The sequence below is a fragment of the Mesorhizobium subarcticum genome (assembly GCF_055456085.1).
In genome coordinates, this window is sequence record NZ_CM144237.1 from 478679 (window position 1) to 497541 (window position 18863).

The 18863-nt window shown below is 61.8% G+C and carries 22 protein-coding genes; 15 read left to right on the forward strand and 7 right to left on the reverse strand.

Translation table 11 applies throughout. The features are described from left to right. Window positions 1-165: 165 nt before the first annotated feature. Together ACZYHG_RS02205 and ACZYHG_RS02210 are read right to left on the reverse strand one after the other, a co-directional pair. Window positions 166-684, reverse strand: coding sequence for an A24 family peptidase (locus ACZYHG_RS02205; protein WP_464612343.1), 519 nt, complete (start codon window positions 682-684; stop codon window positions 166-168). A gap of 184 nt (window positions 685-868) precedes the next feature. Next, entirely contained in the window at window positions 869-1045 is a 177-nt protein-coding gene (locus ACZYHG_RS02210; protein ID WP_027033013.1) for a Flp family type IVb pilin, read from the reverse strand. A 356-nt stretch (window positions 1046-1401) separates the two neighbouring features. Between ACZYHG_RS02210 and ACZYHG_RS02215 the strand changes: the two genes are divergently transcribed. From ACZYHG_RS02215 to ACZYHG_RS02225, 3 genes are all read left to right on the forward strand, one after another. Further along, complete coding sequence (locus ACZYHG_RS02215; protein ID WP_027033012.1) at window positions 1402-1824, forward strand: pilus assembly protein N-terminal domain-containing protein; 423 nt, start codon at window positions 1402-1404, stop codon at window positions 1822-1824. 134 nt (window positions 1825-1958) lie between these two features. Beyond that, window positions 1959-2549 (forward strand): TadE/TadG family type IV pilus assembly protein, encoded by a 591-nt coding sequence (locus ACZYHG_RS02220; protein WP_464612344.1) that lies wholly within the window; start codon window positions 1959-1961, stop codon window positions 2547-2549. Window positions 2550-2584: 35 nt separating this feature from the next. After that, window positions 2585-3208, forward strand: a complete 624-nt coding sequence (locus ACZYHG_RS02225; RefSeq protein ID WP_464612345.1) for a TadE/TadG family type IV pilus assembly protein — start codon at window positions 2585-2587, stop codon at window positions 3206-3208. A 7-nt stretch (window positions 3209-3215) separates the two neighbouring features. On the opposite strand, the gene ACZYHG_RS02230 is transcribed toward ACZYHG_RS02225, so the two are convergent. After that, complete coding sequence (locus tag ACZYHG_RS02230; protein WP_464612346.1) at window positions 3216-4139, reverse strand: phosphate/phosphite/phosphonate ABC transporter substrate-binding protein; 924 nt, start codon at window positions 4137-4139, stop codon at window positions 3216-3218. 332 nt (window positions 4140-4471) lie between these two features. Here ACZYHG_RS02230 and ACZYHG_RS02235 point away from each other — a divergent pair, with 332 nt between their 5' ends. From ACZYHG_RS02235 to rpsT, 4 genes are all read left to right on the forward strand, one after another. Further along, window positions 4472-5713 (forward strand): phosphopentomutase, encoded by a 1242-nt coding sequence (locus ACZYHG_RS02235; RefSeq protein WP_464612347.1) that lies wholly within the window; start codon window positions 4472-4474, stop codon window positions 5711-5713. Next, window positions 5706-6596, forward strand: a complete 891-nt coding sequence (gene mutM, locus ACZYHG_RS02240) for a bifunctional DNA-formamidopyrimidine glycosylase/DNA-(apurinic or apyrimidinic site) lyase (RefSeq protein ID WP_464612348.1) — start codon at window positions 5706-5708, stop codon at window positions 6594-6596. Before ACZYHG_RS02235 ends, mutM begins: the two co-directional genes overlap by 8 nt. Window positions 6597-6627: 31 nt before the next feature. Next, window positions 6628-7401, forward strand: a complete 774-nt coding sequence (locus ACZYHG_RS02245) for an enoyl-CoA hydratase (protein WP_464612349.1) — start codon at window positions 6628-6630, stop codon at window positions 7399-7401. Between the two features lie 181 nt (window positions 7402-7582). After that, window positions 7583-7849 carry a 30S ribosomal protein S20 gene (gene rpsT, locus ACZYHG_RS02250; protein ID WP_027033005.1) on the forward strand — a complete coding sequence of 89 codons (267 nt, stop codon included), beginning with the start codon at window positions 7583-7585 and terminating at the stop codon, window positions 7847-7849. On the opposite strand, the gene ACZYHG_RS02255 is transcribed toward rpsT, so the two are convergent. After that, on the reverse strand, window positions 7822-8046 hold the full coding sequence (locus tag ACZYHG_RS02255) for a hypothetical protein (protein ID WP_464612350.1): 225 nt from the start codon (window positions 8044-8046) through the stop codon (window positions 7822-7824). The genes rpsT and ACZYHG_RS02255 overlap by 28 nt on opposite strands. A 653-nt stretch (window positions 8047-8699) precedes the next feature. On the opposite strand from ACZYHG_RS02255, the gene dnaA reads away from it, so the two are divergent. The 5 genes from dnaA (at window position 8700) to ACZYHG_RS02280 (ending at window position 14245) form a co-directional block, all read left to right on the forward strand. Next, on the forward strand, window positions 8700-10244 hold the full coding sequence (gene dnaA, locus ACZYHG_RS02260) for a chromosomal replication initiator protein DnaA (protein WP_464612351.1): 1545 nt from the start codon (window positions 8700-8702) through the stop codon (window positions 10242-10244). Between the two features lie 385 nt (window positions 10245-10629). Further along, on the forward strand, window positions 10630-11748 hold the full coding sequence (dnaN, locus tag ACZYHG_RS02265; RefSeq protein WP_464612352.1) for a DNA polymerase III subunit beta: 1119 nt from the start codon (window positions 10630-10632) through the stop codon (window positions 11746-11748). Window positions 11749-11830: 82 nt separating this feature from the next. Beyond that, window positions 11831-12970 (forward strand): DNA replication/repair protein RecF, encoded by a 1140-nt coding sequence (recF, locus tag ACZYHG_RS02270; protein ID WP_464612353.1) that lies wholly within the window; start codon window positions 11831-11833, stop codon window positions 12968-12970. Window positions 12971-13001: 31 nt separating this feature from the next. Then, on the forward strand, window positions 13002-13754 hold the full coding sequence (locus tag ACZYHG_RS02275) for a molybdopterin-synthase adenylyltransferase MoeB (RefSeq protein ID WP_464612354.1): 753 nt from the start codon (window positions 13002-13004) through the stop codon (window positions 13752-13754). A 14-nt stretch (window positions 13755-13768) separates the two neighbouring features. After that, window positions 13769-14245 carry a GNAT family N-acetyltransferase gene (locus tag ACZYHG_RS02280; RefSeq protein WP_464612355.1) on the forward strand — a complete coding sequence of 159 codons (477 nt, stop codon included), beginning with the start codon at window positions 13769-13771 and terminating at the stop codon, window positions 14243-14245. A gap of 34 nt (window positions 14246-14279) precedes the next feature. Here ACZYHG_RS02280 and ACZYHG_RS02285 read toward each other — a convergent pair whose 3' ends face one another. Continuing rightward, on the reverse strand, window positions 14280-15281 hold the full coding sequence (locus ACZYHG_RS02285; RefSeq protein WP_464612356.1) for a 2-hydroxyacid dehydrogenase: 1002 nt from the start codon (window positions 15279-15281) through the stop codon (window positions 14280-14282). Window positions 15282-15429: 148 nt separating this feature from the next. Here ACZYHG_RS02285 and ACZYHG_RS02290 point away from each other — a divergent pair, with 148 nt between their 5' ends. Next, window positions 15430-15987, forward strand: a complete 558-nt coding sequence (locus tag ACZYHG_RS02290; RefSeq protein WP_033838758.1) for an SH3 domain-containing protein — start codon at window positions 15430-15432, stop codon at window positions 15985-15987. Here ACZYHG_RS02290 and ACZYHG_RS02295 read toward each other — a convergent pair. Beyond that, window positions 15977-16357: a DUF4260 domain-containing protein gene (locus ACZYHG_RS02295; protein ID WP_464612357.1), complete on the reverse strand. Its 381-nt coding sequence runs from the start codon at window positions 16355-16357 to the stop codon at window positions 15977-15979. The two genes, ACZYHG_RS02290 and ACZYHG_RS02295, sit on opposite strands and share 11 nt — an antisense overlap. 28 nt (window positions 16358-16385) lie before the next feature. Next, a complete protein-coding gene (irrA, locus tag ACZYHG_RS02300) occupies window positions 16386-16817 on the reverse strand; it encodes an iron response transcriptional regulator IrrA (protein WP_027032996.1) in 432 nt (143 codons plus the stop codon). A 243-nt stretch (window positions 16818-17060) separates the two neighbouring features. Here irrA and fabA point away from each other — a divergent pair, with 243 nt between their 5' ends. Together fabA and fabB are read left to right on the forward strand one after the other, a co-directional pair. Beyond that, on the forward strand, window positions 17061-17579 hold the full coding sequence (gene fabA, locus ACZYHG_RS02305) for a 3-hydroxyacyl-[acyl-carrier-protein] dehydratase FabA (protein ID WP_027032995.1): 519 nt from the start codon (window positions 17061-17063) through the stop codon (window positions 17577-17579). A 49-nt stretch (window positions 17580-17628) separates the two neighbouring features. Further along, the gene (gene fabB / locus ACZYHG_RS02310; RefSeq protein ID WP_464612358.1) at window positions 17629-18849 is read left to right on the forward strand and encodes a beta-ketoacyl-ACP synthase I; all 1221 of its coding nucleotides are present in this window, start codon (window positions 17629-17631) and stop codon (window positions 18847-18849) included. Window positions 18850-18863 lie beyond the last annotated feature (14 nt).

Here is an 18863-nt window from a genome sequence, read left to right on the forward strand (position 1 = left end):
CAGCGGCAATCGTCAAAACAAGGTTAATGCAATGCTTACGATCGTGATTAATTTAAGGTTTACATAAATTAGCTGCATCATGCCGCGATCCAGCAACGCCGCCAGCTTGCCCCTCGTCAAGGCGTATCCGGCAGAAGAGAACCAGAAAAATAAATTGGATCGAGCTCAGCTCGCCAGCCTTGCCAGCGCCCACACCATCAAAGGCGAATCCGGATAAGTCAGCAGCCCGCCCAGGCCGAGCGCGATCCCGTAGGGAACGCCAGTCTTCTCATCCGCGAAATGACGCAGGAACGGATTTTGGCCGGTAAAAGCAGCCAGCGGTGACTTCCGGTAAAGCAGGATGGCGATTGTCAGCAGGCCGCCGATCAATGTCGAGGCCACGAGATATTGGACGAGTTGGATATTGAGCCCCATCCACACGGCCGTGGCGGCCAGCAGCTTGGCGTCGCCCCCACCCATGCCACCCATCGCAAACAGGCCGAACGTCACGGCCAGGACCAGGGCGCCGGCGGCGAAATGCCAACCGTAAGCTGCCCATTCCATACCCGTCAGCGGCGCAACCAGCGCGAAGACGACGACAAGCAATACCGACACGCGATTGGCAATCGTCATCGACAGCATGTCGGAGATCGCTGCAAACAGCATGCAGAACGGAAAGACGACAAAGATCAGGGCTTCAAGCATCGGCGCTCATGCCTATTGTCCGAATTTAGTGGGGCTCAATCTAGCTTGGCTCGATTAACGATTGATGAGACCCGTGACGAAAAGGCGACTGGTTTTGCTGCGCCAAAAACAAGCAGCATAAAAACAGGGGCCACCATGTGGCGGCCCCTGCCCAGAACGCTATGTGCGATCAACAGTAAGCGGATCAACCGCCGCTGGAGTTCAGGGTGGTTCCGATAGCCGTGAACTTGGCGTTGATTGCGTTGCCGAGTGCGCCGGCGCCGGTGATGATGGCGAGCGCGATGAGAGCGGCGATCAGACCATATTCGATAGCGGTCGCGCCGGATTCGTCCTTCACGAAACGTGCAAAAAGGTTAGACATTTGAGAGCTCCTACTCCACGTGTTACAGCACTTCCGTCAACTTCTGTGGTGGTTGATCGGATGCTGCCAATCTAGGAAGAAGCTCTTTCGATCGGCTTAATAAACAGCCTTACCGATTCCTTTCCCGGCTCGAACATATTGCGTGGTTAACCCCATACTAAGCGCTGGCTAAAATACCGCTCCCCAAGCCAGCGCCGCAAAAGGCAAGGACTCACGGAAGTTTGCGGCCCCGCGCGAATCCCGCCATGCGAGCGGCCATGCCGGTCGCTGCATCCGGCGGCGGCAAGCCGCTTAACCGTTGGTTCACCAATCTCGTTCATGTTCTGTTGAACAGTCTGCTTGCGTGGAGCGCCTTGATGGCCGTGCCGAGATCTTCAATCCTGATTGCCGTGCTTCTTGCCGCCACAAGCTTGATCACGCCCGCCAGGGCCGGCGCCGGCATCGAAGTCACCATGAACCAGGCCAAGATCGTGAAATTGTCGCGCCCGGCCGATACGATTGTCGTCGGCAATCCAGCAATCGCCGATGCCTCCGTCCAGGACGCCTCGACGATCGTGCTCACCGGCAAAGGTTTCGGCGTCACCAATCTCGTCGTCCTCGACCAGGAGGGCAGCCCGATTGTCGACGCGCAGGTCACCGTCGTGCGGCAGGCAGCTTCATCCGTCCGCATTTACCGGCGTGCCGAGGTCCAGACCATGTCCTGCACGCCCTATTGCGAAAGCTACTATAAGAGCGAGGCCGAAAAATCCTCCGAAACCGAGATGAGTGGCAGCAAATAGACGGCGCGCCGACTGTCGCAAGTTACCGGCTGGTTAAAACGCCCGCGCCGACTTTAACGATCATTCAAACCTGACTTCAATTGGTTTGCGCTAATACACCTGTCGGAACCGTCCAGGGGTGGCAGGAACAAGGTATGGGCAAAGAATTCGGCTCGACAGGTCAGCGCAAGGTGGAGCGCGCCAAGTCTTTCAGACGTTTCGTTCGCGACCGGCGAGGCGCCACGGCGCTGGAGTTCGCGCTGCTGGCATTGCCGTTCGCCCTCCTCGTTTTCGCCATCCTTGAAAGCTGCATCTCCTTTGCCGGCCAGGAAGTGATGGCCAACATCACCGACGATGTCGCGCGCCAGTTGCGCACCGGCCAGTTGAGGCCGGCCGATGTCGCCGGGACCAAATTGACGACCCTGATCTGCGGCAAACTGGAGATCATCGTCTCCACGGATTGCCCACAACAGCTGCTGGTGGACCTGCGCCAGTATAATACTTTCGCCGACGCGGCCACGGCGAGCTTCCAGATCCAAAACGGCGATGTCGTGCTGATGCAAGGCGCGAACTCGCAGCCCTTCGCAAACACGCCGGGTCCGGCGGAATCGAGAAACATGCTGCGGGTCTTCTACAAATGGCCCGTCATGACCGATCTGATGGCCAAGTCGATGGCCAATCTGAATGGCGGCAGGACACTGCACTTTGCATCCGTGACCTGGCAGAACGAACCGTTCGACAATTGAATTCGCAGACAACAACAAGAAAAAAGGCAATGGGCATGATGCGTGCGGGGGCACATCCGGGAATTGCGGGACTCTGGAGCAAGGCAGCGGGATTCTGCTCCAATCGCCGTGGCGTGGCGGCGGTCGAATTCGCTCTGATCGTGCCGATCCTGCTGGTCATGTACTTCATGACAATGGAGGCTTCGCAGGCCATCGAGACCAGCAAGAAGGTCAGCCGCATCGGCAGCATGGTCGCCGATCTCATCACGCAGCAGTCGACCATCGTCAAGGCGGATCTCGATGCCATCATGCAGATCGGCACGTCGACCATCCAGCCCTACAACCGCTCGACGCCGAGCATCACCATCACCGCCATACAGGTCACCACCGATAACCCGGTCAAGGTCCTGGTGGTCTGGTCGCGCAAGGTGGTAGGCGGCGTCAACAGCGCCGGTGCCACCGCGGGTACCGCGACAACGGTTCCAGCAACGCTCATGGTCGCCGGTACCTTCCTCATCCGCGTCGATAGCAATCTCGCCTATGCGCCAATTATCAACTGGCAGTCGGACACCAAGCAAAAGCTCGGATTGACCCCGTCGCTGACCACCACGATCTCGATGGGCGAGACCTACTATCTGCGCCCGCGCAGAAGCCTGACGATCCCCTGCGGCGATTGCTGAAGATTCTTTATTGCTGCCCATTATTGGCCGACACCAGGCGCACGATGGCTTCTGCCGTCGCATAATCCTTCGGGGCCACGGTTGCGAAGCCGCCGGAATGTTTCGATTCCAGGAGATCGTAGACATCCGGCGTCGTCGATTTGAGGTTGGTGAGGAACACGGTCAGCCGACGCCTGGCTTCAGGGTCGAGATCGCTGCGTACGGCATGGGGACCGTATCTCAGCAAAGGCGACGTCCACACGACCTGGAAAGCCGACGGCGAAAGGCCGGCCAATTCGAGCCTTGCCTGCGTGCCATCAGACAACAATGACTGGCCGTCGATTGTGGCTGTCACCCAACCGAACAAAGCGTCGGCCTGACCGTCGAAGAGCATTTTTTCCGCCGCCGACGCTGAATCGGCATAGACCAGAAACGGTGAGTCATCCGCGATCGTGACATGCTCGGCGGCCAGCCCCGCCAGCGGCAAAAGCGACCCACCGACGCTGTCCGGCGGCGGCATGGCGATCCGGTGCGTCGCCATCGCCGCCAGATCCGGCAGTTTGCCGTCCCTGGTCAACAGGATGGAACGGATGCCGGCCGCGCCGTTGGAATCGACCGGAGCCACGAGCGGCTCGACGCAGCCGCAGCGTTGCAGCGCCGTGGCGTAGGCGGTCGCCGAATAGATGGCATATTCGATGCGGCCATTGGCCTGCCCCTCGATCAGTGCCGCATAATCGCGCGCAACGACAAATTCCACCTTCATGCCAAGCGCATTGGTAAAGGCCTCCGTCAACACCGCCAGCCCCGGAACGGTGTTGCCAGCGCCAGGCTCGGCGACAATGCCGATGCGAAACGTGCCGATATCATCGCGCCAGTCGGCTCGTGCCGGACCAGACCAGAGCGTGCCATGCGCGACTATCAGGGCGCCGCACGCTTTCAGCACAGCTTTCATGACAAGACCGTAGTCTGTTTTCCTCGATCCATGTCTCATGTCCGGCGTGTCGCGATACCTTTTGTATTTGTCCAAGTCGTTGTCCCAAAACCACTGGGCATTTTCGGGCGACATGGACTTCTGCCTCGTCCAAGTCGTTGCCCCAAACCGCCAAGGCACTTTTGGGCGACATGGACCCTTAGTCTTATGCATGTCGTTCTCCCAAAACCGCTGCGCACTTTTGGGCGACATGCAAGGGACTATCGCGCCAAGCCATTGCCGTTTGGTTTCCGAATTGCCAATGCCGCCGTGGAACCCTATGTCTGGTCGTCCACACTGGCAACAATGACCCGATGGCGCGTGCTTTCCTCTTTGTCCTGGATTCCTTTGGCATCGGCGGCGCGGCCGACGCCGAACGCTATGGCGATGCCGGCGCAAACACGCTGGCGCACATTGCCGAGGCTTGCGCGGAAGGGCGCGCTGATCGCGAAGGGGTTCGTCAGGGACCGCTGTTTGTCCCCCACATGGCATCACTCGGGCTCGGCAAGGCAGCCGAGACGGCGACAGGATTGGGTTTCGTCCATTTCGGGACGGATTTGCTCGCCAATGCCTTCCATGGCGCGGCGCAGGAAGTTTCGAGCGGCAAGGATACACCTTCCGGCCACTGGGAGATCGCAGGGCTGCCGGTGCGCTTCGATTGGGGTTATTTCGCGGATACGGTTCCCGCCTTCCCGGCTGAGCTGACCGCGGCGATGATCCGCGAAGGCGAGGTGCCGGGCATTCTCGGCAACTGCCATGCGCCGGGCACCGAGATCATCGAACGGTTCGGCGAGGAACACATCCGCACCGGCAAACCGATCTGCTACACCTCCGTCGACTCGGTCCTGCAGATCGCGGCGCATGAAGTCCATTTCGGGTTGGAGCGGCTTTATGAATTCTGCCAGGTGGTGCGGCGGCTGGTCGATCCGCTGAGGATCGGGCGGGTGATCGCACGGCCGTTCGTCGGCGAAACCGCCGGCACGTTCCAGCGGACCTACAACCGTCATGACTATGCCGTGCCGCCGCCGGAGCCGACCCTGCTTGACCGGCTGACGGTGCGCGGAAGCCGCGTCATCGCCGTCGGCAAGATCGGCGACATCTTCGCCCATCGCGGGATTTCGGAAGTGCGCAAGGCCGCCGGCAACATGGCCATGTTCGACAAGGCGCTTGGTGCGATGGATGATGCCGGTGACGGCGATCTCGTCTTTGCCAATTTCGTCGATTTCGACACCGAATTCGGCCATCGCCGCGATGTCGCCGGCTATGCCGCCGCGCTCGAGGCCTTCGACCGGCGACTGCCGGAGGCATTCGCAAGGCTGCTGCAGGGCGACCTTCTCATCCTGACGGCCGATCACGGCAATGATCCGACCTGGCGCGGGACCGATCATACGCGCGAACGCATCCCGGTGATCGGCACCGGACCAGGCTTCAAAGGCGGCGACATCGGACTGAGAGCAACATTCGCCGATATCGGCGAGACGGTCGCTGAGCATCTCGGGCTGGCGCGTGGCCACCACGGCACTTCGTTCCATGCGATGATTGGCGGCCATGCCTGAATTGCCCGAAGTCGAAACGGTCCGGCGTGGCCTGCAGCCGATCCTGGAAGGCGCCCGCCTGGCCAAGGTCGAGGCGCGACGGCCAGATCTGCGGTTCCCCTTTCCCGAGCGATTTTCGGAACGGCTGACCGGCAGGACGATCACCGCGCTTGGCCGCCGGGCCAAATATCTGACCATCCATGTGCAGGATGGCCCGGTGCTGATCTGCCATCTCGGCATGTCAGGCTCTTTTCGCATCGAGACCGACGACGGCAGCGAGACACCGGGAGTGTTTCACCATGAACGCTCGAAAAGCACGGCGCATGACCATGTCGTGTTCCATGTCGTCTCCACGGCCGGCGCCCGGTTCCGCGTCATCTTCAACGACCCGCGCCGCTTCGGCTTCATGCTGTTTGCGGAGGAGCCGCCGGAGACGCATCCGATGCTGGCCGGACTGGGCGTCGAGCCGACGGGCAATACGCTGGACGGTGTGCTGCTGGCCTCTTTGCTGAAGGGCCGCAGATCGCCGCTGAAGGCCGCACTTCTCGATCAGAGGCTGATCGCGGGTCTTGGCAATATCTATGTCTCGGAGGCGCTGTGGCGCGCCCGCCTGTCGCCCTTGCGCGAGGCGGGCACCATCGCCAAGCCGGACAAGAAGGCCAGGGAACAAAGCGAACGCCTCGCCGAGGCGATCCGCTCGGTCATTGCGGATGCCATCGCCGCCGGCGGGTCTTCGCTGCGCGACTACATGCACACCGACGGGTCGCTGGGCTATTTCCAGCATTCCTTCGCCGTCTACGACCGCGAGGGAGAGCCTTGCCCGAGGCCCAGCTGCGGCGGCCACATAGAGCGCATCGTGCAGAGTGGACGCTCGACCTTCTATTGCCGGACGTGTCAGCTCTGAGTTAGATCGGCTTGAGCGAGGAGAAACAGCCATGGCCTATGAAACGATCATTACCGAGACGCGCGGCAAGGTCGGGCTTATCACGCTGAACCGGCCAAAGGCGCTGAACGCGCTGAATTCCCAGATCCTCGCCGAGCTGGTCGCAGCAGTGAACGGTTTCTGCGCCGATCCCAGTATCGGTGCCATGGTTATCACCGGTTCCGACAAGGCCTTTGCCGCCGGCGCCGATATCAAGGAAATGCAGGCGATCTCCTATGTGGACGCCTACAGCCAGGACTTCTTCGTTGGCTGGGAAGAGTTCACGCGGGCGCGCAAGCCGATCATTGCGGCGGTGGCCGGCTATGCGCTGGGAGGCGGCTGCGAACTGGCGATGATGTGCGATTTCATCATTGCCGCCGACACCGCCAAGTTCGGCCAGCCCGAAATCACGCTCGGCGTCATTCCCGGCATGGGCGGATCGCAACGCCTGACCCGGTTCGTCGGCAAGTCGAAAGCGATGGACATGTGCCTGACCGGACGGCTGATGGATGCAGCGGAAGCCGAGCGCTCAGGCCTGGTGTCGCGGGTCGTGCCTGCCGCCGAACTTGTCGAGGAGGCCGTCAAGGCGGCGGCCAAGATCGCAGATTTCTCGCTGCCGTCGGTGATGATGGCGAAGGAAGCCGTCAACCGTTCCTATGAGACGACGCTTGCCGAGGGATTGCGGTTCGAACGCCGCCTGTTCCACTCGCTTTTCGCGCTCGAAGACCAGAAGGAAGGCATGGCCGCCTTCGCCGAAAAGCGGAAGCCGAATTTTACCAATCGGTAGAGCGTCACCGGCCCGCGATCGAAACGCTGTGGCGTCGGCCAAAAAGAACGCCAGGCAGCGTTGACGCGCCGGAAAAGCTGAACTATAAGCCGCACCAACCGAGGCGGCCCCGTGGCTACCCGTTTGTTTTTTGCGCCCTGCGGCACGCCGCGTGCGCCGACCAGATCAGAAGAGAGGCATCATGGCCAACACATCCTCGGCCAAAAAGGCAACGCGCAAGATCGCCCGCCGTGCGGCGATCAACAAGAACCGCCGCTCGCGGGTCCGCTCCTATGTCCGTCAGGTTGAGGAGGCACTTGCCTCCGGCGACAAGACCGCGGCACAGGCTGCTTTCAAGGCTGCCGAGCCGGAATTGATGCGTGCCGCAACCAAGGGCATCCTCCACAAGAACACTGCATCTCGCAAAGTGTCGCGGCTGGCTCAGCGCCTCAAGGTGCTGTCCGCCTGATATAGCCTTCCAAACCGATCTTCTTCAAAGCCCGGCCGATTGAGCCGGGTTTTTTCGTTTGCCGGCAAGCACTTAAAAAGAATGTCCGCAAACGACGTTTGAAGCGCATTCCCGGCTTCGAAATGTTTTGCCGGCACATGCATGCCTGTTGATGGTTGATGCACCTGAAAAGTGATGGCGTTAAAATTCTTAACCATCAGAAATAACCTATATTTTTCAAATATTTACCCATGGTCATCCACACCTTGTCCACAGAGCGCCAAGGGGATGGGAGAACAACTGCCTGTCAAGCGAATTATTTCAGAATATTTCGCGCAGGCCCGGCTTTTTCACATTCTGCGGAAAAGGGTTTGAATCACAATGGCTTTGTCAAAATATGCCGTTGCGGCATGCGGCTCGCACCAGCCCGAGGTAACCAGATTCCTTAAAAATCAGTTAGGGGTGGCCTTGCCCTATCCACAGCGATTTCGGTAATGTTGGGTCATCAAGAGGGACGGGCCTGTGGCCCTTAACCAAGTCCGAATCGGCCAGCGTAAATTGGCGGGATTTGCAACGCGGATCAAGTCCGTGAACGGGATTGGTTTGTCTTTTTTGATGTGGGTAAGGGGACTGGCGTAACAAGACATTGCAGGTAGACGGCGCGCCGGCGCTCTTTCGCCGGACGGTGTTGTATTGCTCTGACATACCCAACGCGGACTGGCTTCCATGGGCCGGCACCGGTTCCCCTAGGATCGTGGCGACGTTCATCTGCCGGCGGCGGCAGCGGACATCGTAGCAAAGACTTAGGTCGCCGGAACACGGATGCAGGAGGCGCATCCCCGGCGTAAAACAGGTACAGAAGGAAGAGATCATGCAGCGCGGCATCGAAAGGGAGCTTACGGGCGACCTCCCATTTCCTGGAACTTTGATCGGAGCAAACGAGATGGCGGTCTCCAGCGACGCGGAACAGAAGTTCGACCGGGTCAAGACCCAGTTGAAGGCGCGTCTGGGGGTTGAAGTCTACTCGAGCTGGTTCGGCCGCATGAAGGTCGCGGAGGCGTCCAAGGGCATTGTCCGCATCTCGGTGCCCACCGCCTTCCTGCGCTCGTGGATCAACGGCCACTACCATGACCTCATTTCCGAGCTGTGGAAGCACGAGGATCCCGAACTCCTCAAGATCGAGATCGTCGTGCGCAACGCCACCCGCCAGGGGCGCAGCCCCGTCGAACCGGAATTGACGCCAGCGCGCAAGATGACGCGGCAGACACAGACAGCGCTGGCCGCCGGCACCGCGAGCCCAGGCAGGGTGGAGCGGTCTGCGGTGCCACGCCCCGGCGCTGCGGTCGAAACCGAATTCCGCCACAACGTACTCGGATCGCCGTTGGACCCGCGCTACACCTTCGGCTCGTTCATCGAGGGGCCGTCGAACCGGGTGGCCTTCGCCGCGGCCAAGGCCGTGGCGGAATCGCAGTCGAGCGCGGTGCGCTTCAATCCGCTTTTCCTGCACGCGACCGTCGGGCTCGGCAAGACCCACCTCTTGCAGGCCATCGCGGCGGAATCGCTGAAGCAGAACCCCAAGTCCCGCGTCGTCTATCTCACCGCGGAGTATTTCATGTGGCGCTTCGCCACCGCGATCCGCGACAACAACGCGCTGACGCTCAAGGAGCAGCTGCGCGACATCGACCTCTTGATTATCGACGACATGCAGTTCCTGCAGGGCAAGTCGATCCAGCATGAATTCTGCCATTTGATCAACATGCTGCTCGACAGCGCCAAGCAAGTCGTCGTCGCCGCCGACCGGCCGCCGTCCGAGCTGGAATCGCTTGAGCCGCGGGTCCGCTCGCGCCTCAATGGCGGCGTCGCGCTCGAAATGTCGGCGCCGGATTTCGCCATGCGCCTCGGTATGCTCAAACTGCGCCTGGCCACGGCCAGGGTCGACGACGCATCGCTCGACATCTCGGAAGAGATCCTCAATCACGTTGCCCGCACCGTGACCGGCAGCGGACGTGAACTGGAGGGCGCGTTCAATCAGCTGCTGTTTCGCCAGTCCTTCGAGCCGCAGATCACCATCGACCGCATCGACGAGATCCTCGGCCACATCTATCGCACCGGCGAGCCGAAGCGGGTTCGCATCGAGGACATCCAGCGCATCGTGGCGCGCCACTACAACGTGTCGAAGACGGAGCTTTTATCCAACCGGCGTACGCGCACCATCGTCAAGCCACGGCAGGTCGCCATGTACCTGTCGAAGGTGATGACGCCGCGCTCCCTGCCCGAAATCGGGCGGCGCTTCGGTGGCCGCGATCACACCACGGTGCTGCACGCTGTGCGCAAGATCGAGGACCTTTCCGGCAACGACAACACGCTGGCCCAGGAACTCGAGCTGCTGCGGCGGCTGATCAACGACCAGGCCTGACCGGTCAAGGACAGGCAGGCCAGAACTGCACTGGAATTCAATGGCTTGCCTGCCTAGCCCTAAACCCGAAACGGGCTCGCGGCGTAGCGCAATTCCGGGAAAATCGTGAAACAGTTTTCTTGGGAAAGCGCATAGCGCTTTCCCTTGGGAATTGTGTCAAAATAGAGCCTGGAGACGATCCGGATTCCGGATTCAGCACCTCGGCTGGCGGTCTTCGTGGCCTTTATCCCCAGAAAGCCCGTGCAGCCGGCCCGAACCGGTGGCGCGGGCTTGCGTTCGCTGGCTTTTTCCTGTCAGTTTACGCAGATTCTGAGCCTGTTCAGACCTTTCGCGGGGCGCCGCCAGCCGGAGACCCGCTCATCCTTTCAAGCGAGCCTGTTTCGTCATGCGTGTTATCCTGGAACGGTCAAATCTCCTGAAGTCGCTCAACCACGTGCACCGCGTGGTCGAACGGCGCAACACCATACCGATCCTGTCCAACGTGCTGCTCAGCGCCGAAGGCGCCAGCCTCGAAATGAAGGCCACCGACCTCGACCTGGAGGTGACGGAAGCGACACCCGCCAAGGTGGAGCGCGGCGGGGCGACGACGGTTCCGGCACATCTGCTCTACGACATCGTGCGCAAGCTTTCCGACGGCGCCGAAGTGATGCTGAAGACGGATGAGGACGGCAACGCCATGACGGTGACGTCGGGCCGCTCGAGCTTTCGCCTGCAGTGCTTGCCACAGTCCGACTTCCCCGAGCTTTCGGCAGGATCCTTCTCGCATATCTTCCGGCTCGACTCGGTTGCCCTGAGAGGCCTGATCGAGAAGACGCAGTTCGCCATCTCCACCGAGGAGACGCGCTATTATCTCAACGGCATCTACCTGCACACGCACGAAGTCGGCGGCAAGCTGAAGCTGCGCTCGGTGGCCACGGACGGCCACCGCCTGGCGCGCGCCGAAATCGACGCGCCAGCCGGTTCCGAGGGCATGCCGGGCATCATCATTCCGCGCAAGACGGTGAGCGAGCTGCAAAAGCTGGTCGATGATCCCGATATCCCCGTGACCACGGAACTGTCGGACACCAAGATCCGCTTCACCATCGGCAGCGTGGTCCTGACCTCCAAGCTGATTGACGGCACCTTCCCCGATTATCAGCGGGTCATTCCGACCGGCAACGACAAGAAGCTGATCCTTGATCGCCAGAGCTTTGCGGCCGCGGTCGATCGCGTCTCGACCATTTCCTCCGAACGTGGCCGCGCGGTGAAGCTTTCGATCAGCGAGGGCCAGGTGACGCTTGCGGTCAACAACCCGGATTCGGGCAGCGCCACCGAGGAACTGGCGGCTGACTATTCGTCTGACCCGATCGAAATCGGCTTCAACGCCAAATATTTGCTCGATGTTGCCGCGCAACTGACCGGCACGGAAGCCAAATTCATGCTGGCCGATGCCGGTTCGCCCACGCTGATCCACGACATGGCCGACGAGACTGCGCTTTACGTGCTCATGCCGATGCGGGTATAGCCGGCGCGCATCATCAACAAGGGTCTGCGGCCGAACTGGCAGCAAGAACATGGCTTCGGCGACTTCTACAGGCGGATAGCGGTTGCCGGAACAGACTCATATAAGTAAGCTAACACTTACCAGTTTCCGCAATTACGCGGCGCTGGCGATCGATCTGGCCCCAGGCCCTGTGGTCTTTTCCGGCGATAACGGCGCCGGCAAAACCAACCTCCTCGAAGCGATTTCCTTTTTGACGCCGGGGCGCGGCCTGCGCCGTGCCCCTTACGGCGATGTCGCGCGCGAAGGCGGCGACGGCGGTTTTGCGCTGCACGCCCGGCTCGACGGACCTGACGGTCAGGTCGAGATCGGCACGGGCATTTCCGGTGCGGACGGCGAAGCCGGCAGGCGGGTGCGCATCAACGGCGCCACCGCGCGGTCGGCCGAGGATATGTTGGAGTGGCTGCGCGTGGTGTGGCTGACGCCGGCCATGGATGCGTTGTTCACCGGACCGGCTGGGGATCGCCGGCGCTTTCTCGACCGGCTGGTGCTGGCGATCGATCCCGGTCACGGCCAGCGGGCCCTCGATTACGAGAAGGCGATGCGCGGCCGTAACCGCCTGCTTACTGAAGGCTCGCGGGACATCGGTTGGTTCGAGGCGATCGAGACGCAGATGGCCGAGACCGGCGTGGCGATTGCCGCGGCGCGCGCCGAACTGGTGCGCTTGCTCGCCGCCATGATCGACAGGCTGCCCGACAGCGGTCCGTTTCCGCAGGCCGACATCGGCCTCTCGGGCGATCTGGAAACTGAAATCGCCAGTGCGCCTGCGGTCGATGTCGAGGAACGGTTCCGGCGGGCGCTGGCCGATGGCCGTGATCGTGATCGTGCCGCGGGACGAACGCTCGAAGGCCCGCACCGTTCCGATCTCCTGGTGAGGCACAGGCCCAAGGCAATGCCGGCCGAACTCTGTTCGACCGGAGAGCAGAAGGCATTGCTGGTTGGCATCGTCCTGTCTCACGCGCGACTGACCGGCGAGATGTCCGGGATGACGCCAATCCTGCTGCTGGACGAGATCGCGGCACACCTCGACGGTGGCCGGCGCGCGGCGCTGTTTTCGATCCTGGAGGAGTTGAACTGTCAGGCTTTCATGACGGGGACCGATGCGGCGCTGTTTTCCAGCCTCAAGGGGCGAGCGCAATTCCTGACCGTCGACCACGGTACGGTTGGGCCAACCGAAGACGCCTGACAAGGTTTTTGTGCCGCGATATGGTCCTGATATGACCACTGCGCTCACCGCCGACGAGATCGAACGCTATGCCCGCCACATCGTGCTGCCCGAAATCGGCGGTGCGGGCCAGCAGAAGCTCAAGCAAGCCCGGGTCCTGGTGATAGGTGCCGGCGGACTGGGTGCGCCGGTGCTCGAATACCTTGCCGCGGCCGGCATCGGCACGCTCGGCATTGTCGACGACGACACCGTGTCGCTCTCCAATTTGCAGCGCCAGGTCATCCACGGCACCGACACTGTCGGCATGCTGAAAACCGATAGCGCCAGGGCGGCAATCGCCCGCATCAATCCCAACACCGCGGTCGAGACGCATACATTCCGGCTGACCATCGAGAACGCCCCAGCCCTCGTCGCCCGCTATGACATCGTTGTCGACGGTTCCGACAATTTCGAGACCCGTTATGCGGTGGCCGACGCCTGCGCGAGCGAGCGCAAACCGCTGGTTCATGCCGCCGTCGGCCGCTTCGACGGCTCGGTGACGGTGCTCAAGCCCTTCGAGGACGGCAGGGATGGCAAGCCGAATCCTGGATATCGCGACCTTTTTCCCGAAGCCCCGCCGCCAGGCCTGGTGCCGTCCTGCGCCGAGGCCGGCGTGCTCGGTGCCCTGACCGGTGTCGTCGGCACATTGCAGGCGATGGAAGCGATCAAGCTGATCACCGGCATCGGCGAGCCACTGGTCGGCAGGCTGCTGCTCTATGATGCACTGGCCGCCCGCTTCGAAACGATCCGCTACGCCAGGCGCTGACCTTGGAGCGGACCATGCCCCTCTCCATCGACCGCATCCCGGCCGATTTCGGCCGCTGGGATGATTTGCTTGCCCTGATCATGCGCGCCTTCGCGTTCATGGACGGTGTCATCGACCCGCCGTCCTCGGCCCACCTGCTCACCGTCGACACACTGCGCGACAAGGCTTTGCAAGAGACCGGCTTCGTCGCGCTCGACGGCGACAGGATCGTCGGCTGCGTCTTTGCCCTTGAAAGGGCTGACGATTTTTATGTCGGCAAGCTCGCCGTGGCTCCGGACTGGCAGGGGCAAGGCATTGGCCGGCGGCTGATGCGGGCGGTCGAAATTCTTGCGCTCGACCGCGGCAAGGCGGCGCTGGAGCTTCAGACGCGCATCGAACTCACCGCCAATCATGCCGCCTTTGCCCGCCTCGGTTTCCACGAGACCGAGCGGACGGCACATGAAGGCTACGCCAGGCCAACCTCGATCACCATGCGCAAATCTATTTCGTAAGTTTTTACTTACTTAAAGGCGAGCGCCGGTAATTTCAGGTCCTGAGCGGCAGCACACGGTCCGGCGGGCGGTGGCCGTCAACGAACGCCCTGATGTTGATGATGACCTTCTCGCCCATGTCGATGCGGCCCTCGAGCGTCGCCGAGCCCATATGCGGCAAAAGCACGACCTTGTTCCTGGCGGCGAGCTTGAGCAGCTTGGCATTGAGCGCCGGCTCATGTTCGTAGACGTCGAGGCCGGCGCCGGCGATCTTGCCGTCCTGGATCAGCTTGACCAGCGCTTCTTCATCGATGATGTCTCCGCGCGCAGTGTTGACGACATAGGCGGTGGGCTGAAGCAGGGCCAAGCGCCGGGCCGACAGCAAATGAAAAGTCGCGGGCGTCGACGGACAATTGACCGAGATGATGTCCATGCGGGCCAGCATCTGATCGAGGCTTTCCCAATAGGTCGCCTCCAGCCCGTCCTCGACCGCCGGCAGCACGCGATGGCGGTTGTGGTAGTGGATGGAAAGGCCGAAGGCCTTGGCCCGCCGGGCAACGGCCGTGCCGATGCGTCCCATGCCGACAATGCCCAGCCGCTTGCCCCAGATGCGCCGGCCAAGCATCCATGTCGGCGACCAGCCGGCCCATTTCTTGTCGCCGGTGAGCACGTTGGCGCCTTCGGCAAGCCGGCGCGGCACCGCCAGCATCAGTGCCATGGTCATGTCGGCGGTGTCTTCGGTGAGAACATTGGGCGTGTTGGTGACGGTGATGCCCCTCTTGGCCGCCGCTGCCACGTCGATCTTGTCGACGCCATTGCCGAAATTGGCGATCAGCTTGAGGTTGTCGCCGGCCTGGGCGATCAGCGCCGCGTCGATCTGGTCGGTCACCGTCGGCACCAGCACGTCGGCCTCCTTAACCGCCGCAACCAGTTCCGGCTGCGTCATCGGCCTGTCCTCGACATTCAGCCTGGCGTCGAACAGCTCGCGCATGCGGGTCTCGACCGGGTCGGGCAGTTTTCGCGTGATGACCACGAGAGGCTTCTTTTTGCCTGCCATTGTTTCCCTCGTTGAGACCTCTTTAACCAAGACCGGCGAAACTGAAAGCCGGTCGCGGTAGCCGATTTACCCATGTAACAAGCGGTGCCGCCGAAGACAAAGAAAAAGGGGCGCCGAGGCCACCGAGCCGGCGCCGAAAGGAACGAAAGTGTCTGGTTTCGCGTCGCTTCGCCTGACCCTCAGCGCAGCATTTCTCGGCGCTCTGCTTTATTCTCCGCTTGCTGCCGCGCAGAGTGCGGCGGCACCCGTCCAAAGTGTCACGCTCGGGCCGAGTGGCCTGCCGCTGCCGCGATTCGTCAGCCTGAAATCCGGCCGCGTCAACTCGCGCGTCGGCCCGGGCGCCAACTATTCGGTCGACTGGATGTATATGAAGGCCGGCCTGCCGATGGAAATCATCCAGGAATTCGACACATGGCGCCGCGTGCGCGATGCTGACGGCTCGGAGGGTTGGATCAATCAATCGCTGCTGTCAGGACGGCGCACCGCGATCATCGCGCCATGGCAGCGCGGCAAGGGCGCCCAGATCAATATGCTCAGAAGCCCCGACAAGGATGCCAGCGTGGTGGCTATCATCGAACCGGGCGTCATGGGCACGATCAAAGCCTGCGACGGCCAGTGGTGTGAAATGACGCTCGACGGGCACACCGGCTGGCTCGCCCAGGCAGCGGTCTGGGGCGCCTATCCAGGCGAGCGGGTCAAGGACTGAGGTCGTTGCGCTTGCGCCCGATTCGGCCGAGATGGGTGTCCTGAAAACCAGTCGACAGCTTCAGGCCGTAGCCGAGCGCACGATCGATGGCGATGTGAGCGATCCAGATCAGCGCGACCGCGATTGCCGCCGCACTGCCGGACAGGTGACCGGCGAGCAGCAGCAGCACCGGTACGATCAGGATGTGCAAGGCGTTGTAGGCGATGGCGCCGATGCGCGGGCCGCCGAGATAGCCGAACATCGACAGGTCCGGCGCCAGGATAAGCACGGCAAAGAGCCACCAGGAAACGCCTGCCGAAGCGTAGAAGACGATGGCGACCACCGCCACGACGGACCATTCGAGCCGGATTATCAGGTCGAGGGGTTTCATCCCAGACCGATTATTCGGGCTTCGCCGCTCATTCCTGGCGCTTGGGGCGCAGCCTCACCACGATGTCGACATTGGCGATTTCCATCCCCTCGGGCGGCTCCGGCAGGTTGGTGACCGTCACCGGACCGCTGTCGATGTCGAAGATGCGATTTTCGCCTTCAATGTAGAAATGGTGGTGGTCGGAAGTATTGGTGTCGAAATAGGTCTTGGCACCCTCGACGGCGAGAATGCGCAGCAGCCCTGCCTGGGTGAACTGGTGAAGCGCGTTGTAGACGGTGGCCAGAGACACCGGCACGCCGGCGGCAACGGCCTCTTCGTGCAATTCCTCGGCCGACAGATGGCGGTCGCCCTTGGCGAAAAGCAGGTCGGCCAGCGCGATGCGTTGACGCGTCGGCCTCAGGCCGGCTTCACGTACCCGCTTGTCCACAGCGACATTTTCCTTCCGGCAGCCCCGGTCCATCTGGTCTTCCAAGCTCACAGTCCCGCTTCAAGACACGCCCAGAATGGCAAAAAAATGAAACTCCGCCAAACATGGACCCCTATCGACATATATTCTGTCGTCCGAATGCGATCAATAGCGCGCATTGACCCGGGCAGACTGGCGGGTTAAGCGCAAACGCCGGTTTCCGGCCTGAAACAGATTGTGTTAGGACACCAACGACAAGGGCGCGCTACCGCCCGGGACGATATGGGGACGAGATTGATGGCGGGTTCGAAATCCAGCTACGACTACGAAGAATTGCTGGCATGCGCCCGCGGCGAGCTGTTCGGAGAGGGCAATGCCCAGCTGCCCTACCCGCCGATGCTGATGTTTGACCGCATCACCGAGATCAGCGAGACGGGCGGCGCCTTCGACAAGGGCTTCATCCGCGCGGAATTCGATATCAAGCCGGACCTGTGGTTCTTTGCCTGCCATTTTATCGGCAATCCGATCATGCCAGGATGCCTTGGTCTGGACGCGTTGTGGCAATTGACCGGCTTCTATCTCGGCTGGCTCGGCGAACCCGGTAAGGGAATGGCGCTGTCGACCGGCGAGGTCAGGTTCAAGGGCATGGTCACGCCATCGGTCAAGAAGGTCGAGTATGGCGTGGATTTCAAGCGCGTGATGCGCGGCCGGTTGGTGCTGGGTATCGCCGATGGCTGGATGAAGGCGGATGGCGAGCCCATATATGCGGCGACGGACCTGAAGGTCGGTCTGTCCAAGCAGTCGGCGGTCGCTTGACCGCAGCCTTGGCCTGCCCACTGGCCAGCACCCCTGGAAGGAGTTGCGAATGAGACGTGTCGTAGTCACAGGCCTCGGCATCGTGTCGTCGATCGGTAACAATGCCAACGAGGTGCAGACCTCGCTGCATGACGCCAGATCCGGCATCAGCTTTTCCGATTCTTTCGCCGAGCATGGCTTCCGTTGCCAGGTCTGGGGCGCACCGACGCTCGACCCCTCCGCCATGATCGATCGCCGCGCGATGCGCTTCCTGTCACAAGGTGCTGCCTGGAACCACGTCGCCATGGACCAGGCGATCGCCGATGCGGGCCTCCGTGAAGGCGACATCACCAATGAGCGCACCGGCATCGTCATGGGCTCGGGCGGCCCCTCCACCCGCACCATCGTCGAAGCGGCCGAAACCACCCTCAAGAACGGTAGCCCCAAGCGTATCGGCCCGTTCGCGGTGCCGAAGGCGATGTCGTCGACCGCGTCGGCGACGCTGGCCACCTGGTTCAAGATCCACGGCGTCAACTATTCGATTTCATCGGCCTGCTCGACCTCGGCGCACTGCATCGGCAATGCCTATGAGTTGATCCAATGGGGCAAACAGGATGTGATGTTTGCCGGCGGCCACGAAGACCTCGACTGGACAATGTCGGACCTGTTCGACGCCATGGGTGCGATGTCGTCGAAGTATAACGACCGGGCATCGGCTGCTTCCCGTGCTTATGACGTCAATCGCGACGGCTTCGTCATTGCCGGCGGCGCGGGTGTGCTGATCCTGGAAGAACTCGAACACGCCAAGGCGCGCGGCGCCAAGATCTACGCCGAGATCGTCGGCTACGGCGCGACGTCGGACGGTCATGACATGGTGGCGCCTTCGGGCGAAGGCGCGGTCCGCTGCATGCGCCAGGCGCTGGCGACGGTTTCGACGTCTGTCGACTACATCAACACCCACGGCACCTCGACGCCGGTCGGCGATTCCAAGGAAATGGGCGCGATCCGCGAGGTGTTCGGCGATAAGATGCCGTTCATCACCTCGACGAAATCGCTGACCGGCCATTCGCTGGGCGCGGCCGGCGTGCAGGAATCGATCTACTCGATCCTGATGATGCAAGGCGGCTTCATCGGCGAGAGCGCCCATATCGAAGAGCTCGATCCGGAATTCGAGGGCATGCCGATCGTGCGCAAGCGCATCGACAACGCCAAGATCGACACCGTTTTGTCCAATTCGTTCGGTTTCGGTGGCACCAACGCAACGCTGATTTTCCAGCGCTATTCCGCATAAGGCCGGCGGTTTTT

Coding starts and splice junctions, on each gene's coding strand:
- ACZYHG_RS02205 (WP_464612343.1), bottom strand. CDS start 684: ATGCTTGAAGCCCTGATCTTTGTCGTCTTTCCGTTCTGCATGCTGTTT.
- ACZYHG_RS02210 (WP_027033013.1), bottom strand. CDS start 1,045: ATGTCTAACCTTTTTGCACGTTTCGTGAAGGACGAATCCGGCGCGACC.
- ACZYHG_RS02215 (WP_027033012.1), top strand. CDS start 1,402: ATGGCCGTGCCGAGATCTTCAATCCTGATTGCCGTGCTTCTTGCCGCC.
- ACZYHG_RS02220 (WP_464612344.1), top strand. CDS start 1,959: ATGGGCAAAGAATTCGGCTCGACAGGTCAGCGCAAGGTGGAGCGCGCC.
- ACZYHG_RS02225 (WP_464612345.1), top strand. CDS start 2,585: ATGATGCGTGCGGGGGCACATCCGGGAATTGCGGGACTCTGGAGCAAG.
- ACZYHG_RS02230 (WP_464612346.1), bottom strand. CDS start 4,139: ATGAAAGCTGTGCTGAAAGCGTGCGGCGCCCTGATAGTCGCGCATGGC.
- ACZYHG_RS02235 (WP_464612347.1), top strand. CDS start 4,472: ATGGCGCGTGCTTTCCTCTTTGTCCTGGATTCCTTTGGCATCGGCGGC.
- mutM (WP_464612348.1), top strand. CDS start 5,706: ATGCCTGAATTGCCCGAAGTCGAAACGGTCCGGCGTGGCCTGCAGCCG.
- ACZYHG_RS02245 (WP_464612349.1), top strand. CDS start 6,628: ATGGCCTATGAAACGATCATTACCGAGACGCGCGGCAAGGTCGGGCTT.
- rpsT (WP_027033005.1), top strand. CDS start 7,583: ATGGCCAACACATCCTCGGCCAAAAAGGCAACGCGCAAGATCGCCCGC.
- ACZYHG_RS02255 (WP_464612350.1), bottom strand. CDS start 8,046: ATGGTTAAGAATTTTAACGCCATCACTTTTCAGGTGCATCAACCATCA.
- dnaA (WP_464612351.1), top strand. CDS start 8,700: ATGCAGCGCGGCATCGAAAGGGAGCTTACGGGCGACCTCCCATTTCCT.
- dnaN (WP_464612352.1), top strand. CDS start 10,630: ATGCGTGTTATCCTGGAACGGTCAAATCTCCTGAAGTCGCTCAACCAC.
- ACZYHG_RS02275 (WP_464612354.1), top strand. CDS start 13,002: ATGACCACTGCGCTCACCGCCGACGAGATCGAACGCTATGCCCGCCAC.
- ACZYHG_RS02280 (WP_464612355.1), top strand. CDS start 13,769: ATGCCCCTCTCCATCGACCGCATCCCGGCCGATTTCGGCCGCTGGGAT.
- ACZYHG_RS02285 (WP_464612356.1), bottom strand. CDS start 15,281: ATGGCAGGCAAAAAGAAGCCTCTCGTGGTCATCACGCGAAAACTGCCC.
- ACZYHG_RS02295 (WP_464612357.1), bottom strand. CDS start 16,357: ATGAAACCCCTCGACCTGATAATCCGGCTCGAATGGTCCGTCGTGGCG.
- irrA (WP_027032996.1), bottom strand. CDS start 16,817: ATGGACCGGGGCTGCCGGAAGGAAAATGTCGCTGTGGACAAGCGGGTA.
- fabA (WP_027032995.1), top strand. CDS start 17,061: ATGGCGGGTTCGAAATCCAGCTACGACTACGAAGAATTGCTGGCATGC.
- fabB (WP_464612358.1), top strand. CDS start 17,629: ATGAGACGTGTCGTAGTCACAGGCCTCGGCATCGTGTCGTCGATCGGT.